A 22915-nucleotide genomic window follows, 5' to 3' on the forward strand; every position below is an offset into this window, starting at 1 on the left:
ATCACCCCCTTGATTTCGATGTTGCCGTACCGAAAAGTCCTTGTGGTCTCACAATTAAAATAATGATAATAGCTAAAAACGCTATCGCATCACGATAGCCTGAATTTCCATAAGCTACTAAAAACGTTTCAGAAAGCCCTAATATTAACCCGCCCGCCATCGCACCACGAACGTTTCCTAAACCACCAAGAATGATAATAGCTAAACCTTTTAATCCGAATGATAAACCCATTTGTGGATTAACTGAGTTGAATGCAATTCCAACTAGAATTCCGGCAATTCCACCCATTGCAGATGCAATAATAACTGTTTGTGTAATCATCCTTTTCGTATTAACACCTAGTAGGCTTGCAACAGCTAAATTTTCCGCACTTGCACGTAATGCCTTGCCCGCCTTTGTTTTCGATAGCCAAAATGTGAGTCCAAACATTAATAGAATCGCAATAATGAAGATAAGAATTTGGACATAATAGACGGTTGTTGAACCAATCGTAATGTTCAACTCTGAAAAACTTGTCCGAAATGGATGATTTCCAGCTCCAAAAAAGTGATGAGCAGCATTTTCAAGAAAAATAGATACCCCAATCGTACTGATAAGCGGAGCAAGATGGGACACGCCCTCTTTACCTCTCAGTGGTCTTAATGCAAAACGCTCAAGGAAATAACCTAATATACCTGTAACAATAATTGCGACCAAAAAGGCCACATATAATGGTAAACCTAAACTATTCGTTACAATAACGCCCATAAATGCACCAAACATAAAAATTTCCCCATGCCCCATATTGACAATGTTAAGGACACCAAACACCAACGTATAACCGAGGGCAACAACAACATAAATACTACCCAATGTAAGACCATTTATTAATTGTTCAATTAGCAATGTGCACCCTCCTTATCCATTCTCAGCTTTTTTAAATAGTTAAAATAGAAATGCAATCAGGCTGCAAACATCTCAACCTGATTGCCGATCATTTATTCGAACACTACATACTCGTTACCTTCAATAATTAATACAGTTGGTTCCATGACAATATCTCCGTCTTCATCAAATGACATTGTGCCTAATACACCTTTAAAGTCCTTGAGTGTTGCTAACGCATCGCGAATTTCATCGCGGTCAGCTACACCTGCATTTTTAACCGCTTCAGCCATTAGATACAATCCATCATAAGCTTGTGCAGCAAACTGATCTGGTTCAACTCCATATGCTTCTGTATAGTTTTTAACAAAGTTCTTTACTTTTTCGTCATCCTTTTGAGCAAACCACGGTGTCGCAACGATTAAACCATTGGATGCATCTCCAGCAATTTTGATAACTTCCGGTGAGTTGAATCCATTCCCACCCACAAATGGAACATCAAGCCCCATTTTTCTAGCTTGGTCTAAAATTACCGCACCTTCATTATACAAAGCAGATGCAAGAATCAAATCCGGGTTCAAGTTCTTTATTTTCGTCAATTGTGCTTTATAATCGGATTGACCTAACTGGAATGTTTCTGTCGTAACGACCTCCAGATTTAAGTCTTCCGCTACTTTTTTCATTACATCGTAACCCGCTTTTGTAAATACATCGTCATTGCCATATAAAATCGCTACTTTTTTAACATCATATTTTTCAATTGCTTTTTGTACTGACGCTGGAATCGCTAGTGTCTCAGGGATTGAGTTTCTAAATACATAATCCCCAAGTTGAGGAATCCCCTCAGCCGTATTTGAAGTCCCCATGATTGGAACACCATTTAAATCTGCTTCAGGTCCAACTACAAACATTTCTGTACTAAGCGTAGGCCCAATAATTGCATCGACATTATCTGAGTTCATCAATTTCTGTGCAGCTGATAATGCTTCTTCTTGTTTACCAGCTGAGTCTTCAATCTTTAATTCCAGGTCAACTTCCCCTGCTTCTTTAAGTTCTTTATTGGCCAGTTTCAAGCCATTCGTAATTGCTTCTCCATAACCAGCTCCTGGTCCAGTTAAATAAGAAATGACACCTATTTTAGCCTTTACCGGGCCATCTGCTCCTGTTTCTTTGTCGCCCGCATCCTTCGTATCGGTTCCACAAGCTGTCAGCACAACTAGCGTGAACATCATCAAGACTGAAAATAGCAGTTTTATTCTCTTATTCATTTAATCCCATCCCCTTTAATAGTTAAAAATAGTGATAATTCTAAATATACACCACTATTTAGTTAATTGGAATATCAAATAAAAAATCCTCCCTATAAAAAAGGGAGGATTCCATTATTCATCTATTTCTTCAAGCCGAGGCATTGCCGACAATGCGCCCGATTTTGTTGCACAGAGTGCACCGAGTTTATTGCCAAAGGAAATATAGTCAATCCACTCATCGCGGGTTTTTGGTTTCCCTTTCAATTGGATTTGGCGAAGAATTCCTGCAATGAATGCATCGCCTGCTCCCGTCGTATCGACAGCTATGATGGGTTCAACGCCTACATGTGTCATGCTGCCGTCAATGACAGCAAACGTACCGAGCTCACCCGCGGTGACGAGTATTACAGGAATCCGATAAGGTGCTAACTTGAGGATTCCATCTTTCAACGTATCTGTCTCCGTTAGGAAAAAAAGCTCCTCTTCGGTCAGTTTCAGCAGATTGGTGTTCTCAACAAATGACATGATTGTCTCACGGCAATGCGCTTCACTCTTCCACCTTAGCGGGCGGATATTTGCGTCTAATGACAAAGGCACTCCAAACTTATTAGCTAGACGTACCGCTTCCCGCGTCGTTTGTAGAGCTGTTAAATGAAACATTGTGCCCGAACAAATATGCAATACGGAAGCATCTTGAAATGCCTCTATAGACAAATCAGTAGTTTCTACCTGGATATCAGGCGTCTCATCTATATATGTATGAAAAATACGGTCGTTGTCATCCGTCAAATGGACATACACGCCACTCACCCGTTTGTCATTCTCCAGTTTAGCAAACGTCAAGTCGACGCCTTCTTTCCTCAATTCATTCCGAACAAATTCGGAAGTTTCGTCATCTCCTGTCACGGTGATGAATGCGGACGAAGCGCCAAGCCTAGAAATACCCGCTGCCACATTGACCGTTGCTCCGCCAAGAAACGTCGTGAATGTTGAATTGGACTGGTCTTCCGCTATATAATCGACGAATGCATCGCCGTAAATTAAAACATGTTTTTTATTCGCATCAATCATGAATGTACACCCTATCACTTTATTTTTCCCAATCGTATCATGGAACACGATTTACAGGAAGAGTACGGAAATATATCGCTTTAAAAGTTGAAATAAAGAATTTCTTCCAATCCCCTTCGGCGCTTTCGGAACACGCCTGTTGATTAACCAAAAGTAACTAGTGAATAACATGATCACCCACTGGGCGCTACGTATATAATTTACTTTGGATTGAATGACTTCTATACGATTACCGAGATGTCTGGATATGTAGGGATGCGACAGGCAACTATTCGCAATAGGATTACTGAAAAGAGTGTCGTGATAATTTCGCCGAAAGCGAACCGGAAATGATCCAGTGAAAACGGATTTTTCCAAGCCCTACTCACCAGTATTTTATACAAACAAATAGTTATTCAACAGACGTGACTTTATAATCGAATCATTACACCCCAAAATTTAAATTCTTGTTAGTTGTCTGACCTCTGACCTGTAATTCTTTCCCTAATCGTGGTATACTGTTTGGATGGAACGGGAGGATTTTCTTATGAAACAATGGATTTATCCACTACTTATCGTCTTTGCAGCAAGCTGTTATGGTATTCTTTCAACAATTATTAAACTCGCGATTCAAGATGGTTACACTGCTGCTGAAGCAGTAACGAGCCAATACTTTGTCGGTTTTTTCATAGCTCTACTTATCTTCGTCTTTGTACGACGTAAAGTCCCAAAGTTTGGCGGTGGTGTGACACTCCTTCTTGCAGGGTTATTTACTGCAACGACTGGTACGGTATACGGCCAAGCCATTGAATACATGCCTGCTTCTCTTGCTGTTGTTATGCTATTCCAATTCACTTGGGTAGGAATGCTGTTCGACTGTATCGCGAAACGACGCCTTCCAAAACGGATTGAAGTCATTTCACTTCTTTTCCTTTTCGGCGGTACAATTCTTGCAGCTGGTATTATCGATGCAGATCTTAGCGGAATTCCTTGGCAAGGTTGGGCATGGGGAATGGCTTCAGCTGTCAGCTTTGCATCATTCGTTATGATTAATTCACGACAAGTTGAAGGAATGGATACGGAAACGCGTCTACTGTTCACATCGTTTTTCGCAGCAATTGCAATCTTCTTTTTCCAATCGCCCGAAATCGTCTGGAACGGTACGTTGTTTAACGAAAATTTATGGGTATACGGTTTGATCCTAGGACTGTTCGGGATTGTCATTCCAATTTACCTCTTCTCAATTGCAGTGCCGAAAGTTGGGACTGCGATGACATCGATTTTAAGCGCAGCAGAACTTCCCGTTGCTGTCACCGCGTCCGTTATTTTACTGAGCGAAGCGCTGACAATTTTTCAAGTAATTGGTATTATTATTATCGTAATTGGTATGACGTTACCGACCATTGCGCAGAGAAGATTGAAATACAACTGATAGTTTCAACAGCCCACTGCACTTGCAGGTGGGTTGTTTTCTTTACAACAGGTAGTATTTGATATAATAGAGGATGTAGAAGGAGGTTTTTAATAATGGACATAACAATTCGACAAGCACAACCGACTGATGCCGAACAGGCTGCACCGCTTATTATCGACGCAATCGGTGATATCGCTAAAAGAATGACAGGCGAAACAGAATGGGACAAGGTAGAGCAGGAACTATGCGTACTTTTCAAGCGTGAGGATAACCGACACTCCCATCTCTATACATATATTGCCGAGCTGGATGGAAAAGTAGCAGGTATTATGGTGTTGTATGCAGGCGCAGATGCCCCTGAACTCGATCGAAATTTAAGTGAGTGGCTTGCTAAAAAAGGTGCTACTAACTCTGAAGTCGAAGCGGAATCTTTAGCTGACGAACTTTACATCGATACAGTTTGTATTGATCCTGCATTTCGCGGTAAAGGAATCGGTACGGAGTTGTTTGAGTACGCAGAAGAAGTCGCGAAACAAAAATACAGTGCAAAGCTTTCTTTAAACGTCGAAACACAAAAAGAACCAGCTATTCGTCTATACAAACGGCTGGGTTATGAAATCGTCTCACCCTGGACAATCATTGGTGAACCTTTTCATCATATGGTGAAAATTGTTTAACTAAGAACAGCGCTGGAGTCTAGACATCACTCCAGGTGAAAAACTTATATTTTCTTTTACAAGTGTTGATTAACCAAAAACAACCAGTAAATAACTAAATCCAACACTAGGCACTTCTTGTACAATTACTTTGGATCGCTTTGGATTGAACGACCCCTATACGATTAACGAGATGTCTTGATGTGTAGGAATACGACTTCGTCGCATCCCTACACATTTTTTCGGTAATCGTATGGTGCTTATTCATCCGTCGCGCTCCAAATGCATATATACACAAAGTGCTAAAACTTTTCGGGACGAAAGAATAGCGGGACTTCTTATCTGAATAGTAGCCGACAAAAATACAATTTTGGCGGCTGAAGCCTTCTCCATAGTCTTGTCTTTTTTAGTTAAGGAAGAGTCACTTTCTTATAGTCCATCGCATGATAAGGTGCATACTCTTTACTAATAGTAAGCAAGGAACACCTTGTACAAAGTACTAGAGTGCCCGAAATTGTATCTTCGGGCACTTACAACCTTTCTAAAGAGTCATCTACTCTTTTTTTCAAAAGTAGCTGTATTTTTCACTTAAACATTGTAGGAACGCGACAGGTAACTAATCGTAACAGAATTACTGAAAAGAGTGTGGCTAGGAATGACGAAGTCATTTCTAGCCACACTCTCCCCTCGGTAAAGTTGTCATGACTATTTCGCTGAAAGCGGACCGGAAATGATCAAGTGAAAATGGCGTTTTTCAAGCCTTTCTTACCTGCTCTTTATGCAAGAAAGTGGTTAATCAACAGACGTGACTTTCTTTCACTATACAAACCGCCCTTTCGTTTTCTATCCATTAGAAATCGAAAAGGCGGTTTTCTTTATTTACTTTCTTGCTCTTTTACGAAAGTAACAAACTTATCAACGACTAAATCCAAAAACTTGAGAGTGCCTTCATCTGTCAGATAACCATCTTGGAACTTTTGTCCGGCTGAGCCAATGAATATTTCATTTCCCGCAGGAGGCAGTGTAGTTGCTTGGATACTCCCTAATACTTGTCGTAAGTGCAATTGTGCTCTAACCGTCCCTAACACTCCTTGAGAAACTCCCATTGGCAATACCGGTTTACCTGCTATCGGCTTGTCCACTCTGGATAGCCATTCCAATGCATTTTTCAAAACGCCCGACATGGACCAGTTGAATTCAGGTGTGCTAATGAATACAGCATCCGCATCAGCAACCATTTTCTTGTAGTTTTGTACTTTCTCAGAAGGTGACTTTTCCTCATCCTCATTGTAGAACGGCAAATTTCCGATATCCGCAATTTCTATTTCGAAAAGGTGACTGTATCTCTTTTCAATCGTTTTTACTAACTGCATGTTGAATGAATCTTTTCGTAAACTCCCGACAATCGCTACAATTTTCATCAAGTTCTCTCCTCTTTTTTACATATTCCATTCTTTAACATGTATTCTACACGATACCTACGATTCACATCTATCATTCGACTCAACTTTGCAAATTAAATTTCTTCCCTGAAAACTTTTTAGTGTTTCTAAGGGTAAGTATAGTAAGAGCAACAAAATACCGTTGTTTTGGAAGGAGTGAAACCCGAGTGGAGATAGAAAAATTGATACGAAACATACAGACCGGTGACAAAGACTCGTTTCGCGAATTTTACGAAGCATATGCAGACTACGCAATTCGAACGGCTTCTGCTATTACGCGCAACCGTGAAATGGCCAAAGATGCGGTACAAGAAACGTTCATCCGCGTCTATCGGCAAATCGGTAGCTACAACCCTGAATTGCCCTTTGACCCGTGGTTTTACCGGATTTTAATGAATGAATGTCTTCGTTACCTAAAGAAAGAGTCCCCTCTTTCAAAATTTGAACATCCCGACTTGGAAAATGACCCATCTCTTGCCGAAGAATCTTTCAATCAGCTATCCGATTTATACGATACGATTCAATCGCTTGATGACATACATCGAATTCCAATCATATTAAAGTATGTGAAGGGCTTTACCGAAAAAGAAATTGCGGACATTCTAGGGTTAAATCACAATACAGTAAAGTCACGGTTGTTTAAAGGTAGAAAACGACTAAAAGAACAGTTAGACCCGACGAATAAGGAGGAGGGATCACAATGAGTAACTTCGACGAACGAGCAAAAGAGGCTCTCGATAAACGGACTGAGCAAGAAACGCTTGGTCTAAAAGATGAAATATGGAACGGTCTAGAAAAAGAACTATTCAGCGAAGAGAACGTTAACAGAGGAGATGTGAAGAAAATGAAAAAGAAAAATCGTGTAATTCCAATTATCATTACAACTGCCGCCGCCCTTGTCATCGCATTCAGTTTACAAACCGATACAGGAATGGCATTCATGAAAGGTATTAAAGACATGTTCGTCCCAGAAAAGGAAATTACTCAAAGCATTGAAGGACAGGACGAAAAAACCGATGTTAATTTAAATGAAGGTGGAAACTCCGAGTACATCATCTATGTCGATGAAACACGCTATAAAATGATCAATGGCGATAAAGCAGACGTCATTACAACAATTGAACCCCTTCCAGAAAAGTACCCGGAAGTGACAATGGAAATTAAACAAGTAGCTGATCAGAAACCCGAAGATCTCGTTAAAAAGTTTGAAGCCGAGTTAAAGAAAGACTTCCCGGAGCTAAGAGCAGTCGAAACAGTGACAGAACCAGTTGAAGGTTATTTATTACACGGATTGAACGGTAGCGATTGGGATGCTAAAGTTGTTCATGCCTATGTCATCAGCAACGGCAAAGACGGTAGCTACATCATTACAGAAAACTATTTCCTCGAAGCTGCGGAAGGCCACGGAGCAAGGTTCCACCATATGTTGGAGAGCTTTGAGATCGTAGAATAATAACTTTTTTTTGAGCGGGCCGTCAAGAGACGGTCTTTTTTTTTTGAACGCTTGCATATATTTCACCATACCGTTTTGGTGGTTGGCCCCCTCTGAATTCCTAAATAGATATTGCATCGATATATTTTTCATGCTAAGCTAATTATCAAATCGTAATGATTACGATTTGATAAAGGAATCTGCAATACAAAAACTAAAGGGAGACTATGCTTTGAAAAACAAAAAAAGTTATTCTATATTCCTACTCATACTAACTGTAATTTTACTCTCGGCTTGCTTCGATAAAAAGGACGGCAATGTCCCGACCTCCAAAGCTAAGTCTACTAATGACCTTGTCTTTGCAAGTACAAAAGATATTCGAGACATTAACCCGCATCTCTATGCAGGTGAAATGCCAGCCCAAAACATTGTATTTGAATCTCTGGTAATTAATACGGATGAAGGGATAAAACCTGCCTTAGCTGAAAACTGGGATATTTCGGAGGATGGTTTAACATATACTTTCTATCTAAGGCAAGGAGTTGTCTTTACAGATGGTGAGCCATTTAATGCGGAAGTTGTAAAGATGAATGTAGATGCTGTAGTAGAAAATATTGAAAAAAATGCATGGCTGAATCTTGTGGCTGAAATCCAAGAAACAAAAGCTGTGGATAGGTATACATTCCAGTTAACACTGAAGAATCCTTATTATCCTACGCTAGAAGAACTCGGCCTGACTCGCCCCTTTCGGTTTATTTCACCCAAAAGTTTTATCGCCGGAACAACAGCTAATGGAGTTAGTAGCTATGCAGGTACAGGTCCTTATGTGTTGACAGAGCATAAAAAAAATCAATATGCCGTATTTACGGAGAATGACAACTACTGGGGCGATAAGCCGAAAATAAAATCCATTAAATGGAAAGTGATGCCCGATCACCAAACCATACTTCTAGCCTTGGAAAAAGGTGAAATCGACCTACTATTTGGTTCCGATGGAGATATGGTAGATAACGATTCTTTCAAGGCGCTTTCTGAGCAAGACAAATACAGCACCGCTGTTAGCCGTCCAGTCGGTTCTCGAGCAATTGTCTTAAATTCACAAAAACCGATTACAAAAGATCCAATAGTTCGCGAAGCATTCCAATCTGCGATTAACAAACAAATGATTGCAGAGGGAATTCTAAATGGGGCTGAGCAAGTAGCCGATACCCTTCTTGCACCATCTGTCCCCTATGCAGATGTGAACTTAATAAAACAAGAATATAGTGAAGACAGAGCAAATGAATTGCTAACAAAAGCCGGCTGGAAAATAGGTAAAGATGGGTATCGATATAAAGATGGAAATAAACTTGAGATTACAATTTACTATAACTCCGATAACGCTCAGGAACGTACAATCAGTGAATCAATGCAGAATGATTTAAAACAAGTTGGTGCCAGTCTTAAAATCATTGGAGAAGAGAAACAAGCCTATTTTGACCGACAAAAAACAGGAGATTTCGATTTAATGTATTCTCTATCATGGGGACTGCCTTATGATCCACAAACTTATGTATCGTCTTGGCGAGTGCCTTCTCATGCCGATTATCAAGCACAAGTAGGGCTTGAGAAAAAGGAATGGCTGGATCAAGTCATCACTGATCTTATGAGTGAACAAAGCGAAGATAATCGTAAGCAAATGTATAAGGATATCTTAACGTATATTCACTCCGAGAATATTTATATACCATTAACCTATTCTGTAACAAAGGCCGTTCATACTAAGGCGCTAAAAGGAGTTGATTTTAATGTCTCACAGTACGAAATTCCTTTTGAAAAAATGTACTTCGAAGAATAAAATCAAACGATCCTTTGATAGATAAATGTATTGAAATAAAGTATCCCATTTAAGGCGCTACAGCGCTCTGGGATGCCTCCCGCCCTAAGCCAAGCACTTTCGCTCAGTTTATATAGATATAGAATTCTCACCGATTATGCTTTTATAGACAGAGAATTGGCCGGGGATTTTACTTGATAAAATATCTTGTTAGGAGAAATATCCTTGAAAATATATCTATTAAAACGTGTGCTAGTTATCATTCCAATTATCCTTGGCATTTCGTTTTTAGCATTTGTACTGATCAACTTACGAACTAGCGATCCGGCAGAAATTGCAATGCGAGTAAACCAAGTTACACCGACAGAAGACATGATAGAGGCAATGAGAATTGAACTGGGTCTTGATAAACCCTATTTAGTCCGGTATTTTTTATGGCTCGGAAATAACCTTCAAGGGGACTTTGGTAACAGTTATGTAACGCATGAGCCTGTTGCTGATCAACTGGCAACTGCACTGCCGGCAACTCTCCAGCTCGCGTTCATTGCGTTAGTTATTATTCTTTCCTTCAGTATTATAATCGGCATGCTGTGCGCCATTTACGAAGGAAGCATCGGTGATAAAGTGATGCGCGCATTGATTTTCATCTCCACAGCCATGCCAAGTTTTTGGATAGGAATTCTTCTTATCTGGCTCTTTTCTGTCAAGCTGAATTGGTTCGACACTAGCGGTATGGAAAGGCCAAGTTCTGTTATTCTCCCTGCTGTCACGCTGTCTTTAGGATTTATTTCAACTTATGTCCGCCTTATTCGAAACAATATGATTAAAAACAAAAGTGAAAACTTTGTACTTTATGCTAGGGTTCGTGGCTTAAAGGAAAGCACAATCACCAGAAAAGTCTTTAAAAACTCTCTTCAAATTTCCATGACCGCCATAGGAATGTCGATTCCTAAGCTGATTGCTGGAACGGTTATTGTCGAAAATGTTTTTGCTTGGCCAGGTATTGGACGATTATGCGTTACTGCAATCTTTAATTCGGATTTCCCAATTATCCAAGCTTACATATTAATTATGGGCGTGCTGTTCGTTATATGTAATCTTCTAGTTGATATTCTTAATACAATGCTTGATCCACGCATGAGAAAGGAATTATAGTATGAATGTTTGGAGACGTTTAAAGACTGATAAATTGGCCATTCTTTGCTTATCATTGTTACTTTTGGTTATTACTGCCGGTATTTTCGCTCCCATTCTTGCACCTCATAATCCGTTAGTAATGAATATCCTTCAGAAATATGCAGGAGTCAGCCAAACCTACCCATTAGGAACAGACCAATTAGGACGATGCATTTTATCCAGACTTTTATTTGGAATTCGTACAACCGTCTTTTTCGCTTTGGTTACAATGTGCATTACGATTACGATTGGAACATTGCTTGGAATTATTTCAGGGTTCTTCCGTGGGAAAGTAGACGAAATTATTATGAGATTTTGTGATATTATGCTGTCTTTTCCATCAGAAGTCATGATTTTAGCGATTGTAGGGGTCCTTGGACCAGGCTTGTTAAATGTGGTAATTGCCAACATCCTTGCCAAATGGGCTTGGTATACACGTATGATCCGATCCGTGGTTATTCAATATATAGACAAAGATTATATACGCTTCGCTAAGGTATCCGGTTGTAGCACAGGACATATTATGAGAAAACATTTACTTCCTGGTGTATCAGGCGAAGTAGCGGTATTTGCAACCCTTGATACGGGATGGGTTGTTTTAAATATCTCTGCACTCTCCTTCCTAGGTTTAGGAGTACAGGCTCCGACACCAGAATGGGGCATGATGTTAAATGAAGCGAGAAACGTAATGATTACCCATCCAGCACATATGCTTGCTCCAGGACTTGCAATTGTAATTGTCGTTGCTGCGTTCAACTTCCTTGGCGACAGCTTACATTCAGCCATAAATCCTAAACACTTTCAGATGAAAAAGAAAAGGAGTCGCTTGAATGTCTTTACTAGAAGTAAAAAAGCTATCCGTTATTGACACGAGAAGTGGGCAGCAGATTGTACAAGATTTAAATTTCACTCTTAAAGAGAACAGCTGCCTCGGAATTGTAGGTGAAAGCGGAAGTGGAAAATCAATAACCGCAAGAGCAATCCTCGGTTTAACTTCCCCATGGTTGGATGTTACGGGTGAAGCCATTTTTAATGGAATGAACTTAATCGGACAATCAAACGGGGTGATGAGAAAAATCCGGGGACAACAAGTCTGTATGATTCTTCAAGATGCAATGACAGCTTTTAATCCACTCAATACTATCGGCAGACAAATGAGTGAGACATTTCGCGAAAACTTAGGGGTTAAAAAGAAGCTCGCTATAGACATGGCAAAAGTTGCGTTGCATCGTGTACATATCCATCATCCCGAGCAAGTTTTGAAGATGTATCCACATCAACTGTCGGGAGGGATGCTACAGAGAGTAATGATTTCTATTGTGATTATGATGGAGCCGGATATCATAATAGCCGATGAGCCCACAACAGCAATCGACTCCATAAATCAACGTGATATTGTAGAGCAATTCAAGTTGCTACGCGAACTCACAGGCACTTCGATTATCTTCATTTCCCACGATTTAGGGGTTGTTCAATATTTGTCAGATGAATTGCTGGTCATGCAAAATGGAAAATGTCTAGAATACGGAAAGACTAACGAAGTCTTTTCCTCCCCGAAGCATGGTTTCACGAAGTATTTAATCAATACCCGATTGAGCCTAACAGAGCCGTTTCAGCAATCTATGACGTCGGGAGTATTATCATGTTTGTAAACGTTGAGAACGTATCAAAAAGCTATAATAAAGATGGTGTTTTTTTTATAAAGTCTAAAACCGAGGTTTTGAGCGATATTAGCCTTCAGATTAAAAAAGGCGAATGTCTAGGGTTAATTGGTGAAAGTGGAAGCGGTAAGAGCACGCTGAGCAAAATCATTCTTGGTCTAGAGAAACCAGGTCGGGGCAGAGTAATGATTGAGGGAGAACCTTTTTCTATATGGATTAAGAAGAATAAAGGGAAAATGAGTGTAGTATTTCAAGATTACACCTCGTCTGTAAATCCACAATTCACAACCCGAAGTATAATTGCAGAACCACTAATTGCTCTAGGAGTTAATAAAAATCTAGATGAACGGATCGCTGAGCTCCTATCTAGAGTCGGGCTCCCACTTACAATGATCCATAAATATCCGCATGAGTTGAGCGGAGGACAACTTCAGCGTGTTTGTATTGCACGTGCCATTGCAACTAAGCCTAAATTTATTGTTCTTGATGAGGCCATCAGTTCCCTGGATGTTTCGAGTCAGGCGGAAATTCTTCAACTACTACGCGATATCAAGGATGACATGAATATGACTTACCTCTTTATAACTCATGATCTTCAGGTCGTCGCTAATATTTGCGATAGAATTCTTTTTCTATATCAAGGAGAAATTGTTGAGGAATTAGAAAGCTCCAATCTACTACTTGCAAAAAATGATTATGCGAAGAGGTTACTAAATTCAGTAATGCTATTTAATGTTCCGTGATCGCATCGCTTAAAAAGCCTGGGGTAATAGAATAACGACAGCGTAACGGGGATGGGTGATACACCATCCTCTTTTTTATGTTCATTGCAAAGAAATAGCATGTTTCGATGCATAATCGCAGGGTTCAAAGGGTATAGTTTAACTATATAGCCTTTTCTAAGAGGGTCATTCTATAGGTGGTTTTGATAAGGGGGTTGAAACGAGATGGACTTATTCTTAGTCGTAATAGACGTACTCGTCGTTATGTCCTATATCTTACTTATTGCTTTAATTTCCCCGACTATGATGCGATTTATCAAGAAACGAAACTACGACATATTTTTTCAATTGTTACCTGTTGTATCAATAGTTTTTGCGAGTAGCGTTGTCATTTGCATTGGTTATGGTGGTTTTAAAGAAACTCTTTTTTTCCAGTTAACAAGTATCATCTCTTTTTTATTTTTGTTATCTCTGCTGTTCTTGACGTTGATAATGAAAAAACTATGGAAAGAGAACTATGAAAGATTAATAACTTGGTTAGTCTCTATTCGTATAAAAGAGATACGTTTTCTGAAAGCCAAGTAAGGCAAAGGAGTAAGTAGTCTATTATCGCTTTCGAATTGTAATCAGATAAAATAAGTATACGTTTGTCTACAATCTTAGATACGACTATTAATTAGTCGTATCTTTTTTTATATTTTTGTCTCTTACTATATTCATTCTCAAATGTATGATTCACAAAATCTTTTCTGCAAAAAATATTGCTTAAACCCTTTTGGATGATCTTCAATTACACCGAAAACTTCATAGCCATTTTTCTGATAAAATTCAGGAGCTTGAAAGCTGAATGTATCTAAGTGAATAAGCCTACATCCTTTAGCTTTTGCGAGACTTTCAATCTTTTCCAATAAAATACTCCCATAACCTTCTTCCCTAACACTTTCATCGACCCATAAAAAGTCAATATGCATATGACGCCAAAATATATCTCCTGTAATTCCACCCATTACTTCTCCTTTGTCATCCTTTATAACAAAGCTAATACTTTCCCTTGAGGTTTTAAGTTCGTTCGGGAGCTGTTCCATATTATATTCTATGACCTTACTTCTTATATAGTCGCTATCGTCTTGATTCCATTGTTCAATTATCTTCATACTATTCCCTCCTAGTTCCATTCCTTTTATTCGAAAAACAAACACCGAAACTCAACCGTTCACTTATAAGATAAATAATCTACTAATAACTCCCGTGCTTTTTCATGATTCATATACTCAGCGTAAAACGTTGGATAATTTATCATGCTTTCTTGTAAAAAATAATATTGATGAAAAATATCATAAAAAGTCAATTGAAGCCAATCTATTTGACCTTGAGGAATCGCTTCCGATTTTCCTCTTTCAATGTACCCAAGACTTCCGGCAATATTCGCCCAGTAGGCGCTCAAATCAGCTGTTAAGATATCATTTGGGTTTATTTCTTTTATAAAATCCTCCTGTATTTTATAAATATCACTATAAGGAAAGGGGATATGTAGGCTATCTTTTATAACTTGCAGTTCTTTATAAATAAGTTCTTTTTCTATTTTCAACACCGCCACTTTAATTTTTTTCTTAAACTTCTGCTAACCTTTACTTACTGCATGCAAATACTAAAAATAATGGGATTCTCATTCTTCTTCTATACTCTTCCTCACTTTTGAAGTTTTCAAGACGCGGGCGACATTCATTTATTTCCTCTAGTTTAAATCCTGCACGTTTCAATTCCTTAAAATATTCTTCTATATGTACGATGATATTTAACGACTTCTTTTTCAATCCAAGGCCCTACACCTTTTCCAGTATGGAAATAATCATCTACCTTCCAATCTGTAGGTGCCGATTTTGTTGCACTTTGTACTGAAGAAGTTTAAAACTGGATGTTGAACACTAAAAACAAATTGCCCATCTACTTTTTCTAGATAATGCAGTGCTAGTCGAGAAACAACCAGGTCATATTGTTCTTGTGGAAAATCCCAGGTTTCCATTGACGAGTGTTGAATTTTACTAGCAGTATAATCTAAGACGCTTACTGCCTTTTGGACCATGTTGAGTGAACCTTCCACACCTTCATAAAAAGAACAGCCCTGTTTCATTAGCTCTAATCCAAACTCTGCGTCGCCACAGCCTAAATCCGACACTTTTTTCCACTAACATCTCCAATTAGCTCCATTAACACCGGCTTTTCGATAATATTATTTGGACTTTCTGCTCTATGTCTTCTTGTTAAATAATTTCCAAAGAATTCATCATCGTCATAAACTGCAGCGTCTTTATATTCCAAATGAATTCCCTTATCTGTGAAATGAAAATTGCTAATCAGCTTCCCCATTTATTATTTTAATCAATTATATATCCTACTTTTTGCAAGATTTTTAAAGTTGTATAGTTCAAACTTGGTAATGAATTTAAAGGAAAATACGATAGCTCTATACTCTCCTCGTCTTTTGTTAGTGTTCCAGTAACTTCTGTTGCTTTGTAAACAGCAGTTGCATTATATATCTCGTCACCATGTGGAAATTTAAAATATAATTCTTTGCCAGAAACCACTCCCAAAAGTTCTAGTTGATTTGCTACAAGACCAGTTTCTTCAAATAACTCCCTTTTAGCGGTCTCTTCAAATGTATCCCCCATCTCCATCCCACCACCAGGAATACCCCAATCTTTTGTATCTGAACGTAATTGTAGTAATAATTCATTTTCCATATTCATTATGATTATTGCTGATCCCGGGGCAATAATAGGTTTTGTTCCTATGAATCCCCTTAAATACTTTATGTAATTCATGACATTCTCCCTTTCCCATAAATTTCGGATCTATATATGTGAAATAAAGAACCCCATCCAATTCGCTAGGGCGCCTTCACACTGTTTAAATAGAATTTCATTTGTTCAACATATCTAAGTCAATTTCATGTTTATTTATATTTAATTAGAATGATCAATCTTCAAAAAAATCACCCCACATCATATACTTATTTCATTCAACCATATAATCAAACCCTGCAACATATCTGAAGTAAACTGGTGATCGACGCCCTTGTATATTAATAGCTCCACATCTTTTCTTCCTTCATTTTCAGTAAGGTAGTTAAAGTAATCTTTTTGACCATCTAAAGAAACAGTTTTATCTGAGTCACCATGTATAAGAAGCACAGGTGAATCACAATTCTTCTGTCCAATGGGATCAAACTTTTCAAGGATCATTTCCAGTTCCAGTGGTATATCTGGTCGATTATCCATCTCCCTGAAGATCTTTTCTGACAATAAAAATGACCCTGATCCGTTAATATTTGCTAAACCGCCTACGTTTTCTTGTGAGGCAAAAATACCATTAGCTATAAAACCACCCATAGAACTGCCCGCAAGTACTGTCTTTTGCTTAGAAATTTTTAATTCATTAAAAAAGTCATTAAACTCAGCAATACTTTCGATAATTGTTTTCCAAAAATAGTTTTGAAGAGTATCTTTCTCAAAATGTTTTTTCAATGGATTTCTAGTATCATGGTAAAGGATTTCTGGCATTATTACGGTATGTCCTTCTTTGGTAATCTCTTCAGCAAGACTTTGAAAACTGTCAACATCAGTCCCCCAGCCATGGTAAAAGATTACCGTTAATGCACTTTTATTAATGACAATTGGTTCAAATATATTGTATTTAAAGTGTTTAATTTTTATCTTTTCCACTGAAATATCCTCCCCCGATTCCCACCCTACTAACTATTAGAAAGTAAACTATATAATGGTATCGACTTATCTTCTTAAGATAGAGTTAGTATCCTATCATTTTTGAATTAACACCAAATAATAGTATTTTGCATCATTTAATGAATGATTCAATTCGAGAGTTGTTTGAAAAGCGACGTAGAATGCAATTCCCCCAAGAGCACCAATAATCAGTAGGAGTAGAGCTTCCTTAAGCATTTCTTTTTTCTTTTTCTGTGCAATGACTACTGTTATTACTATAAGTAGCAAGTAACACACGGAGAGTATCAGCCTTAACTTTTGCGCACTGATGTCTCCAACTACATTCATGAACCTATGTAAGTCCGCCTGATTTTGTTCACTTTCTTTAATCACAGATACATTGCCTTTGTAACCAATCTCCCACGTGAATGTTTCGTGTTCCATTATTACCGTATATTGATAGCTACCCGCCTCATCCTCTCTGATGATTTGAGAACTTGCAATAGCTTTATGTTGCGAATTTAGGATTAGGAAGAGCCCTGTAAACACCAGCATCATAAGTAATAATTTACTTTTCAACTGCGTCGCCTCCTTCGATAATAATAAGTACTTTTTCATTCAAAAGTCGGCAAAAATGTTTCGCTTAATTCTCTCCGAACACGCGTAATATGCTCTTCCATTAGTTTCTTCGCTTCCTGAGCATTGCCCGATGCGATTGCTATATAAATCTCCTTATGTTCCTCGAATGTATCCTCATAGCGATCATCATCTAAAAACCGGTGTTTCCGTGTCGCACGAATTGTATCCTCCATTCGTTCAGTCAGCGTTTGGACCAAATTAATAAGTAATTTATTATGAGTAGCATAGACAATTTGCAAATGAAAATGCAGATCAGCCTGTACCCCCGCTTCTGCATCTTGCCCCGATACAGCCATTTGTTCTAGTGACTGACGAATCTTTTCCAAGTCTGCTGAAGTTGCTCGTTGTGCGGCAAGAGATACCGATTCAACTTCCAACGCACGGCGCAGCTCCAACATTTCATAGACCAAATTGTTTTCGGCTTGAATAATTGTAGTTGAAAGTGCATCACTTACTAACTGAACTTCAGACGTTTTGATGAAACTCCCCCCGCCTTGTCTGATTTCAATAGCGCCGCTAATCTCTAATGCCTGAAGTGCCTCTCTCACAGACGTCCTACTCACACCAAACCGACTTGCCAATTCTCTTTCCGGCGGCAATTTATCACCCGATTTTAGTTTTCCATTTAAAAAGAACTTTTCTATCTTTTCAACAATAACTTCGTAGGTCTTTTTCTTCTGCAGATTCAACGTTTTCCCCCCTTACATCGAACCTCTTTCGTGACTTTAACGATATCAATTAAATTTGGAATAATCAATATCCCGAAATAATCGTTGCACTGTTCAGATTATTAGGTATAATGAAAAGTGGTTGGACCAAAATTTAAAATTTCGAATTACATAAAATATTGGTATGACAAATTAGTTGATTAAGGAGAGAAAATTTAATGAAAATTTCTACAGTAAATATAGTTGAAGCGTTAACAAAAATACTTAAGAACGAGCAGGTAACCATCAATGAAACCGTAAGAGAGCTTCATGGCAGGGATGAATCGTATCACGCGGCAAGACTTCCGGACATTGTTGTTTTTCCAGAATCAACTGAAGACGTAAGTAAAGTAATGATAGTATCAAAAGAATACCAAGTTCCGGTCATTCCATTCGGTCTCGGTTCAAGCCTGGAAGGACATGTAATCCCTTCAAAAGGAGGAATCACGATTGACTTCTCGCTGATGAACAAGATTATTGAAGTTCGAGAGAATGACTTTCTCGTTAAAGTACAGCCTGGTGTAACCCGTACACAGTTAAATAAAGAACTGAAAAAGCACGGGCTGTTTTTCACTGTCGATCCGGGAGCGGATGCAACACTTGGTGGAATGGCGGCAACAAATGCAAGTGGAACAACGACCGTCAAATACGGCGTCATGCGTGATCAAGTCCGTGATTTGGAAGTTGTGATGGCCGATGGAACAATCATTCATACTGGGAATATGGCCGCGAAGTCTGCATCTGGCATTCATCTGAACGGTCTGTTCGTAGGATCTGAGGGCACGCTTGGTTGCTTTACGGAATTAACACTACGCGTATACGGAATTCCAGAACACGTCACGGCGGCCCGAGCTTCCTTTGCTACTGTCAATGACGCGGTCGAAGCTGTTGTGTCCATTCTACAGGCTGGTATTCCGATCGCACGGGTTGAGTTAGTCGATGAACCATCTATAAAACAGGCGAATCTTTACAGTGAAACCAACTACAAAGAAAAACCAACACTATTCTTAGAATTTCATGGGAATGAAGCAGGATTAAAACAAGACGTTGACTTCACAAAAGAAATTGTTAAAGACCATCATTGTGAAGACATCGAATTTGAAACGGACAACGCGGGACGCAACAGACTATGGGAGGCGCGGCATAATTTAGCCTATGCCTTCATCCACGGCTATCCGGGGAAAAAGATGATGGTAACGGATGTTTGTCTCCCGATTTCAGAGTTAGCAGGTGCCGTTGAACATGCACGTGAAACGGTCGAGTCACTTGATTTGACTGGCGGAATTGTCGGTCACGTAGGCGATGGTAACTTCCATGTACTGCTGATGATGAACATGAACGATGCAGAAGAAGTTGCGAAAGCCGATGAGTTGAATGAACGAATCGTCATGTATGCGCTTGAGCGTGGTGGCACTTGTACTGGAGAACACGGGGTTGGGATTGGTAAACAGAAATACCAGGAACGAGAGCACGGTGCTGCACTCCTCGTTATGGAAAAAATAAAAAAAGCACTTGATCCAGACAATTTATTGAATCCAAATAAAAACGTGAAGATGGACTAGGGAGGATATCTACTATGAAAATACTTGAAACCCTTAGCACAATTGCAGGGAAATATTTTGCCTTTTGGGTTATCGCGATTGCCGTAATTGCCTTTATGGTCCCAACACCCTTTTTAGGGTTGGGCGGCTATATTACAATTTTACTAGGTGTCGTCATGTTCGGAATGGGACTGACGTTAAAGCCCGTTGATTTCAAAATTGTCCTGACAAAACCGCTACCTGTAATTGTCGGTGTCGGTGCCCAGTTCATCATCATGCCCCTAGTTGCATTCGCATTAGCTCACTTGCTCAAGTTGCCCCCTGAATTGGCGGCGGGCTTAGTGCTTCTCGGGTGTGTTCCAGGCGGTACGGCCTCCAATGTTATGGTCTATCTTGCGAAAGGAAATCTTGCGTTGTCAGTAGCAATGACTTCCCTTTCCACTTTATTGGCTCCAGTCGTCACACCACTTTTGTTGCTTTTACTTGCGGGACAATGGCTACCCGTTGATCCAGTTTCGATGTTCAAGTCAATCGTCCAAGTGATTATCATCCCAATTATATTAGGGTTTGCCGTCCAAAAGCTTTTCCCGAAAGCTGTCGAAAAAAGCATTTCGATTGTACCACTCATTTCAGTAGCGGCGATTTTAATCATCGTATCAGCCGTCACTGCCGCCAATGCGGATAATGTTGCAAGTTCAGGACTCGTTGTTTTCATCGCCGTTTTCCTTCATAACGGATTCGGTCTACTACTTGGCTATTTGACAGCGGTAATGCTCGGCCTGAACGAAAATGATCGACGAGCCATTTCAATTGAAGTTGGCATGCAAAACTCTGGATTAGGCGTGGCTTTGGCGACTGCTCACTTTAGCCCGCTTGCAGCACTGCCGAGCGTTTGGGGCGCGATCTGGCATAATATTTCGGGCCCAATCCTCGCCACGATCTGGTCAAAGAAACCGATTGTTGAAGAGAAAGATGAACCCGATGATGCACCGGAAGTTACGGTTTTAACTCCTTCCGAGAAATTGTAAGAATGAACATAGGACTTGTTTTGACTTAGTATCTTTATTATAAATTTGTTATCACCGCTATAGGATAAGTTATCACCGCCTTGGAGCAGTTTATCACCGTCACGAGCGGGTTTATCACCGCCATAGTCAAAAAACACTGCAAGAAGAGGGGGGTTCTCAAAAGTCGAGTTTTCGACCAACGAGAAACCCCCTTCTTTTCTGTATAATGTTAATATATACAAAACAAAGAGTGGGAGTCGATTGTCTATGTTAAAAGAACGTGTGTATTATGCAGATCCATATTGTAAATCGTTTACGGCTCAGTTTATAAAAGCGGCACAAGATGCAGAAGGAAATCACTATGTCGTGTTAGACAATACAGCGTTTTATCCGACAGGCGGCGGCCAACCGCATGACATGGGGACATTGAATGGGATTCAAGTACTCAATGTAGAGGAAGTAGAAGATGAAATTCGCCATACTTTGGCTGAAAGTCTCGGTTCTGCAACCGAAGTAGAGGGCGCTATCGACTGGCAGCGGCGCTTTGATCATATGCAACAACATGCAGGACAGCATATTTTATCAGCCGCGTTTGTTGAACTGTTCGAGTTTCCAACAGTAAGCTTCCACTTAGGTAAAGAAATTGTATCAATCGATTTGGATATAGAGGATGTATCTCCAGAGCAATTGGACGCGGTGGAAAAATTAGCGAATGACATTATTTCAGAAAATAGACAGATTGAAATAAAATGGATTACTGAGGATGAACTGCATCACTATCCTCTTCGCAAACAGCTGGCAGTGACAGACGAAATTCGACTTGTCATTATCCCTGATTTTGACTATAACGGTTGTGGTGGTACACATCCAAGTACAACGGGACAAGTAAGCGCACTGAAGATTTTATCGACAGAGAAGCATCGAGGTAAAGTACGCGTGCATTTCGTTTGCGGTGGACGTGTGTTACAGCAATTGCAACGAAAAAATCAGGTGTTAGCGGAAACATCCAGACTATTAAGTGCCCCGGACGTTGGTGTTGCGGATGCAGTACAAAAGTTATTAGAAATGAATCATTCACTCGAGAAATCGTTGGCGGATACGCAAGAAGCACTGTTAGCATTTGAAGCGCAAGCATTATTAAGGCAACAGGAAAATGGCGTTGTGAAAGCACTCTTTACAGATAGAACTGTCCAGCAATTACAGAAACTTGCCCGACTTCTTGTGACTGAAGCAGATGAAGTAATTGTACTTCTCGTTGCTGAAAGTGATAATCGATTACAGTTTGTCGCGGCTCGAGGAGCTTCTGTAGAAACAAGCATGAAACAAGTCGCATCTGCTACACTTCCCCTGATTAACGGAAAAGGCGGCGGGAATGATGCGTTTGTCCAAGGTGGCGGTGAACGATTGGTATCCGCAGAGGAGTTACTGACTGTGATGGAAGACTCATGTGACGAAAACTAAGGTATATGAAACTTTGGTTAAATTGAAACGTAAATAGAGAAAGGGGTGATTATTTTGAAAAAGTATCTGATCTTTATCATTAGTTTTGCAGCGTTGTATACGCTATTCCAACTTTCATCAGGAGCAATTCTTACCGCTCTCTATAAGCCGGATATATTTTTAATGCAATCTACATCGAATCAAGAAGCCATATATGGAGGGAGTTCTACTATTCCCTTATTATTCATCCTCCTATCATCAACAATTGCCTACTTCCTTTCGCAGAAACTAGGTAGAACTTCAAAAGCATCTGATGAACTTGCGAATCCTTGAGTTCGTACCAACCTACAATGAACCATTCTTGATTCTTTTTAG

23 protein-coding genes and 1 pseudogene are annotated in these 22915 nt (G+C 39.6%); 13 read left to right on the top strand and 11 right to left on the bottom strand.

Annotated elements, in window-relative coordinates; genetic code table 11:
• Nucleotide 1: 1 nt before the first annotated feature.
• The 3 genes from ACP8HG_RS15825 to ACP8HG_RS15835 form a co-directional block, all read right to left on the bottom strand.
• Nucleotides 2–886 (bottom strand): branched-chain amino acid ABC transporter permease, encoded by an 885-nt coding sequence (locus tag ACP8HG_RS15825; RefSeq protein WP_067213649.1) that lies wholly within the window; start codon nt 884–886, stop codon nt 2–4.
• Nucleotides 887–978: 92 nt separating this feature from the next.
• On the bottom strand, nt 979–2133 hold the full coding sequence (locus ACP8HG_RS15830; RefSeq protein ID WP_067213650.1) for an ABC transporter substrate-binding protein: 1155 nt from the start codon (nt 2131–2133) through the stop codon (nt 979–981).
• 114 nt (nt 2134–2247) lie between these two features.
• Nucleotides 2248–3186, bottom strand: a complete 939-nt coding sequence (locus ACP8HG_RS15835; protein ID WP_340766714.1) for a carbohydrate kinase family protein — start codon at nt 3184–3186, stop codon at nt 2248–2250.
• A 526-nt stretch (nt 3187–3712) separates the two neighbouring features.
• Here ACP8HG_RS15835 and ACP8HG_RS15840 point away from each other — a divergent pair.
• Both ACP8HG_RS15840 and ACP8HG_RS15845 read left to right on the top strand, forming a co-directional pair.
• Nucleotides 3713–4597, top strand: coding sequence for an EamA family transporter (locus ACP8HG_RS15840; RefSeq protein WP_067213652.1), 885 nt, complete (start codon nt 3713–3715; stop codon nt 4595–4597).
• 95 nt (nt 4598–4692) lie between these two features.
• Complete coding sequence (locus ACP8HG_RS15845) at nt 4693–5256, top strand: GNAT family N-acetyltransferase (RefSeq protein ID WP_338654613.1); 564 nt, start codon at nt 4693–4695, stop codon at nt 5254–5256.
• A gap of 854 nt (nt 5257–6110) precedes the next feature.
• Here ACP8HG_RS15845 and ACP8HG_RS15850 read toward each other — a convergent pair.
• Nucleotides 6111–6656 (bottom strand): NADPH-dependent FMN reductase, encoded by a 546-nt coding sequence (locus ACP8HG_RS15850; protein ID WP_340742556.1) that lies wholly within the window; start codon nt 6654–6656, stop codon nt 6111–6113.
• A 188-nt stretch (nt 6657–6844) separates the two neighbouring features.
• On the opposite strand from ACP8HG_RS15850, the gene ACP8HG_RS15855 reads away from it, so the two are divergent.
• The 7 genes from ACP8HG_RS15855 to ACP8HG_RS15885 all read left to right on the top strand — a co-directional run bounded on the left by ACP8HG_RS15855 (nt 6845) and on the right by ACP8HG_RS15885 (nt 13505).
• Nucleotides 6845–7381 (top strand): RNA polymerase sigma factor, encoded by a 537-nt coding sequence (locus ACP8HG_RS15855; protein ID WP_231885741.1) that lies wholly within the window; start codon nt 6845–6847, stop codon nt 7379–7381.
• Nucleotides 7378–8130, top strand: a complete 753-nt coding sequence (locus ACP8HG_RS15860; RefSeq protein ID WP_067213655.1) for a hypothetical protein — start codon at nt 7378–7380, stop codon at nt 8128–8130. Before ACP8HG_RS15855 ends, ACP8HG_RS15860 begins: the two co-directional genes overlap by 4 nt.
• 211 nt (nt 8131–8341) lie before the next feature.
• Entirely contained in the window at nt 8342–9946 is a 1605-nt protein-coding gene (nikA, locus tag ACP8HG_RS15865) for a nickel ABC transporter substrate-binding protein (protein ID WP_338654609.1), read from the top strand.
• A 204-nt stretch (nt 9947–10150) separates the two neighbouring features.
• On the top strand, nt 10151–11080 hold the full coding sequence (gene opp1B, locus ACP8HG_RS15870) for a nickel/cobalt ABC transporter permease (RefSeq protein WP_438297142.1): 930 nt from the start codon (nt 10151–10153) through the stop codon (nt 11078–11080).
• Nucleotide 11081: 1 nt separating this feature from the next.
• Nucleotides 11082–11969, top strand: coding sequence for a nickel/cobalt ABC transporter permease (gene opp1C, locus ACP8HG_RS15875; RefSeq protein ID WP_438297144.1), 888 nt, complete (start codon nt 11082–11084; stop codon nt 11967–11969).
• The gene (locus ACP8HG_RS15880) at nt 11932–12753 is read left to right on the top strand and encodes an ABC transporter ATP-binding protein (protein WP_187046187.1); all 822 of its coding nucleotides are present in this window, start codon (nt 11932–11934) and stop codon (nt 12751–12753) included. The genes opp1C and ACP8HG_RS15880 overlap by 38 nt, the downstream gene beginning before the upstream one ends.
• Entirely contained in the window at nt 12744–13505 is a 762-nt protein-coding gene (locus ACP8HG_RS15885; protein ID WP_342539290.1) for an ABC transporter ATP-binding protein, read from the top strand. Before ACP8HG_RS15880 ends, ACP8HG_RS15885 begins: the two co-directional genes overlap by 10 nt.
• Before the next feature lie 701 nt (nt 13506–14206).
• On the opposite strand, the gene ACP8HG_RS15890 is transcribed toward ACP8HG_RS15885, so the two are convergent.
• From ACP8HG_RS15890 to ACP8HG_RS15920, 7 genes and pseudogenes are all read right to left on the bottom strand, one after another.
• On the bottom strand, nt 14207–14638 hold the full coding sequence (locus tag ACP8HG_RS15890) for a GNAT family N-acetyltransferase (RefSeq protein ID WP_067213661.1): 432 nt from the start codon (nt 14636–14638) through the stop codon (nt 14207–14209).
• 59 nt (nt 14639–14697) lie between these two features.
• Entirely contained in the window at nt 14698–15072 is a 375-nt protein-coding gene (locus ACP8HG_RS15895; protein WP_187046191.1) for a YxiJ family protein, read from the bottom strand.
• A gap of 40 nt (nt 15073–15112) precedes the next feature.
• A pseudogene (locus ACP8HG_RS15900) lies at nt 15113–15803 on the bottom strand (class I SAM-dependent methyltransferase).
• Nucleotides 15804–15859: 56 nt separating this feature from the next.
• Complete coding sequence (locus tag ACP8HG_RS15905; protein ID WP_338654591.1) at nt 15860–16306, bottom strand: NUDIX hydrolase; 447 nt, start codon at nt 16304–16306, stop codon at nt 15860–15862.
• A gap of 180 nt (nt 16307–16486) precedes the next feature.
• A complete protein-coding gene (locus tag ACP8HG_RS15910; RefSeq protein WP_438297149.1) occupies nt 16487–17206 on the bottom strand; it encodes an alpha/beta hydrolase in 720 nt (239 codons plus the stop codon).
• A gap of 96 nt (nt 17207–17302) precedes the next feature.
• Nucleotides 17303–17785, bottom strand: coding sequence for a hypothetical protein (locus ACP8HG_RS15915; RefSeq protein ID WP_067213665.1), 483 nt, complete (start codon nt 17783–17785; stop codon nt 17303–17305).
• Between the two features lie 35 nt (nt 17786–17820).
• Entirely contained in the window at nt 17821–18534 is a 714-nt protein-coding gene (locus ACP8HG_RS15920; protein ID WP_399629759.1) for a FadR/GntR family transcriptional regulator, read from the bottom strand.
• Between the two features lie 197 nt (nt 18535–18731).
• Between ACP8HG_RS15920 and ACP8HG_RS15925 the strand changes: the two genes are divergently transcribed.
• The 4 genes from ACP8HG_RS15925 (at nt 18732) to ACP8HG_RS15940 (ending at nt 22873) form a co-directional block, all read left to right on the top strand.
• Nucleotides 18732–20114: an FAD-binding oxidoreductase gene (locus tag ACP8HG_RS15925; RefSeq protein WP_438297152.1), complete on the top strand. Its 1383-nt coding sequence runs from the start codon at nt 18732–18734 to the stop codon at nt 20112–20114.
• A gap of 14 nt (nt 20115–20128) precedes the next feature.
• The gene (locus ACP8HG_RS15930) at nt 20129–21121 is read left to right on the top strand and encodes a bile acid:sodium symporter family protein (protein ID WP_399629764.1); all 993 of its coding nucleotides are present in this window, start codon (nt 20129–20131) and stop codon (nt 21119–21121) included.
• 246 nt (nt 21122–21367) lie between these two features.
• The gene (locus ACP8HG_RS15935; RefSeq protein WP_438297154.1) at nt 21368–22561 is read left to right on the top strand and encodes an alanyl-tRNA editing protein; all 1194 of its coding nucleotides are present in this window, start codon (nt 21368–21370) and stop codon (nt 22559–22561) included.
• A 54-nt stretch (nt 22562–22615) separates the two neighbouring features.
• Nucleotides 22616–22873, top strand: coding sequence for a hypothetical protein (locus ACP8HG_RS15940; protein WP_340741087.1), 258 nt, complete (start codon nt 22616–22618; stop codon nt 22871–22873).
• Nucleotides 22874–22915 lie beyond the last annotated feature (42 nt).

The sequence above is a fragment of the Sporosarcina sp. FA15 genome (genome assembly GCF_051550195.1).
Lineage (GTDB): Bacteria > Bacillota > Bacilli > Bacillales_A > Planococcaceae > Sporosarcina > Sporosarcina psychrophila.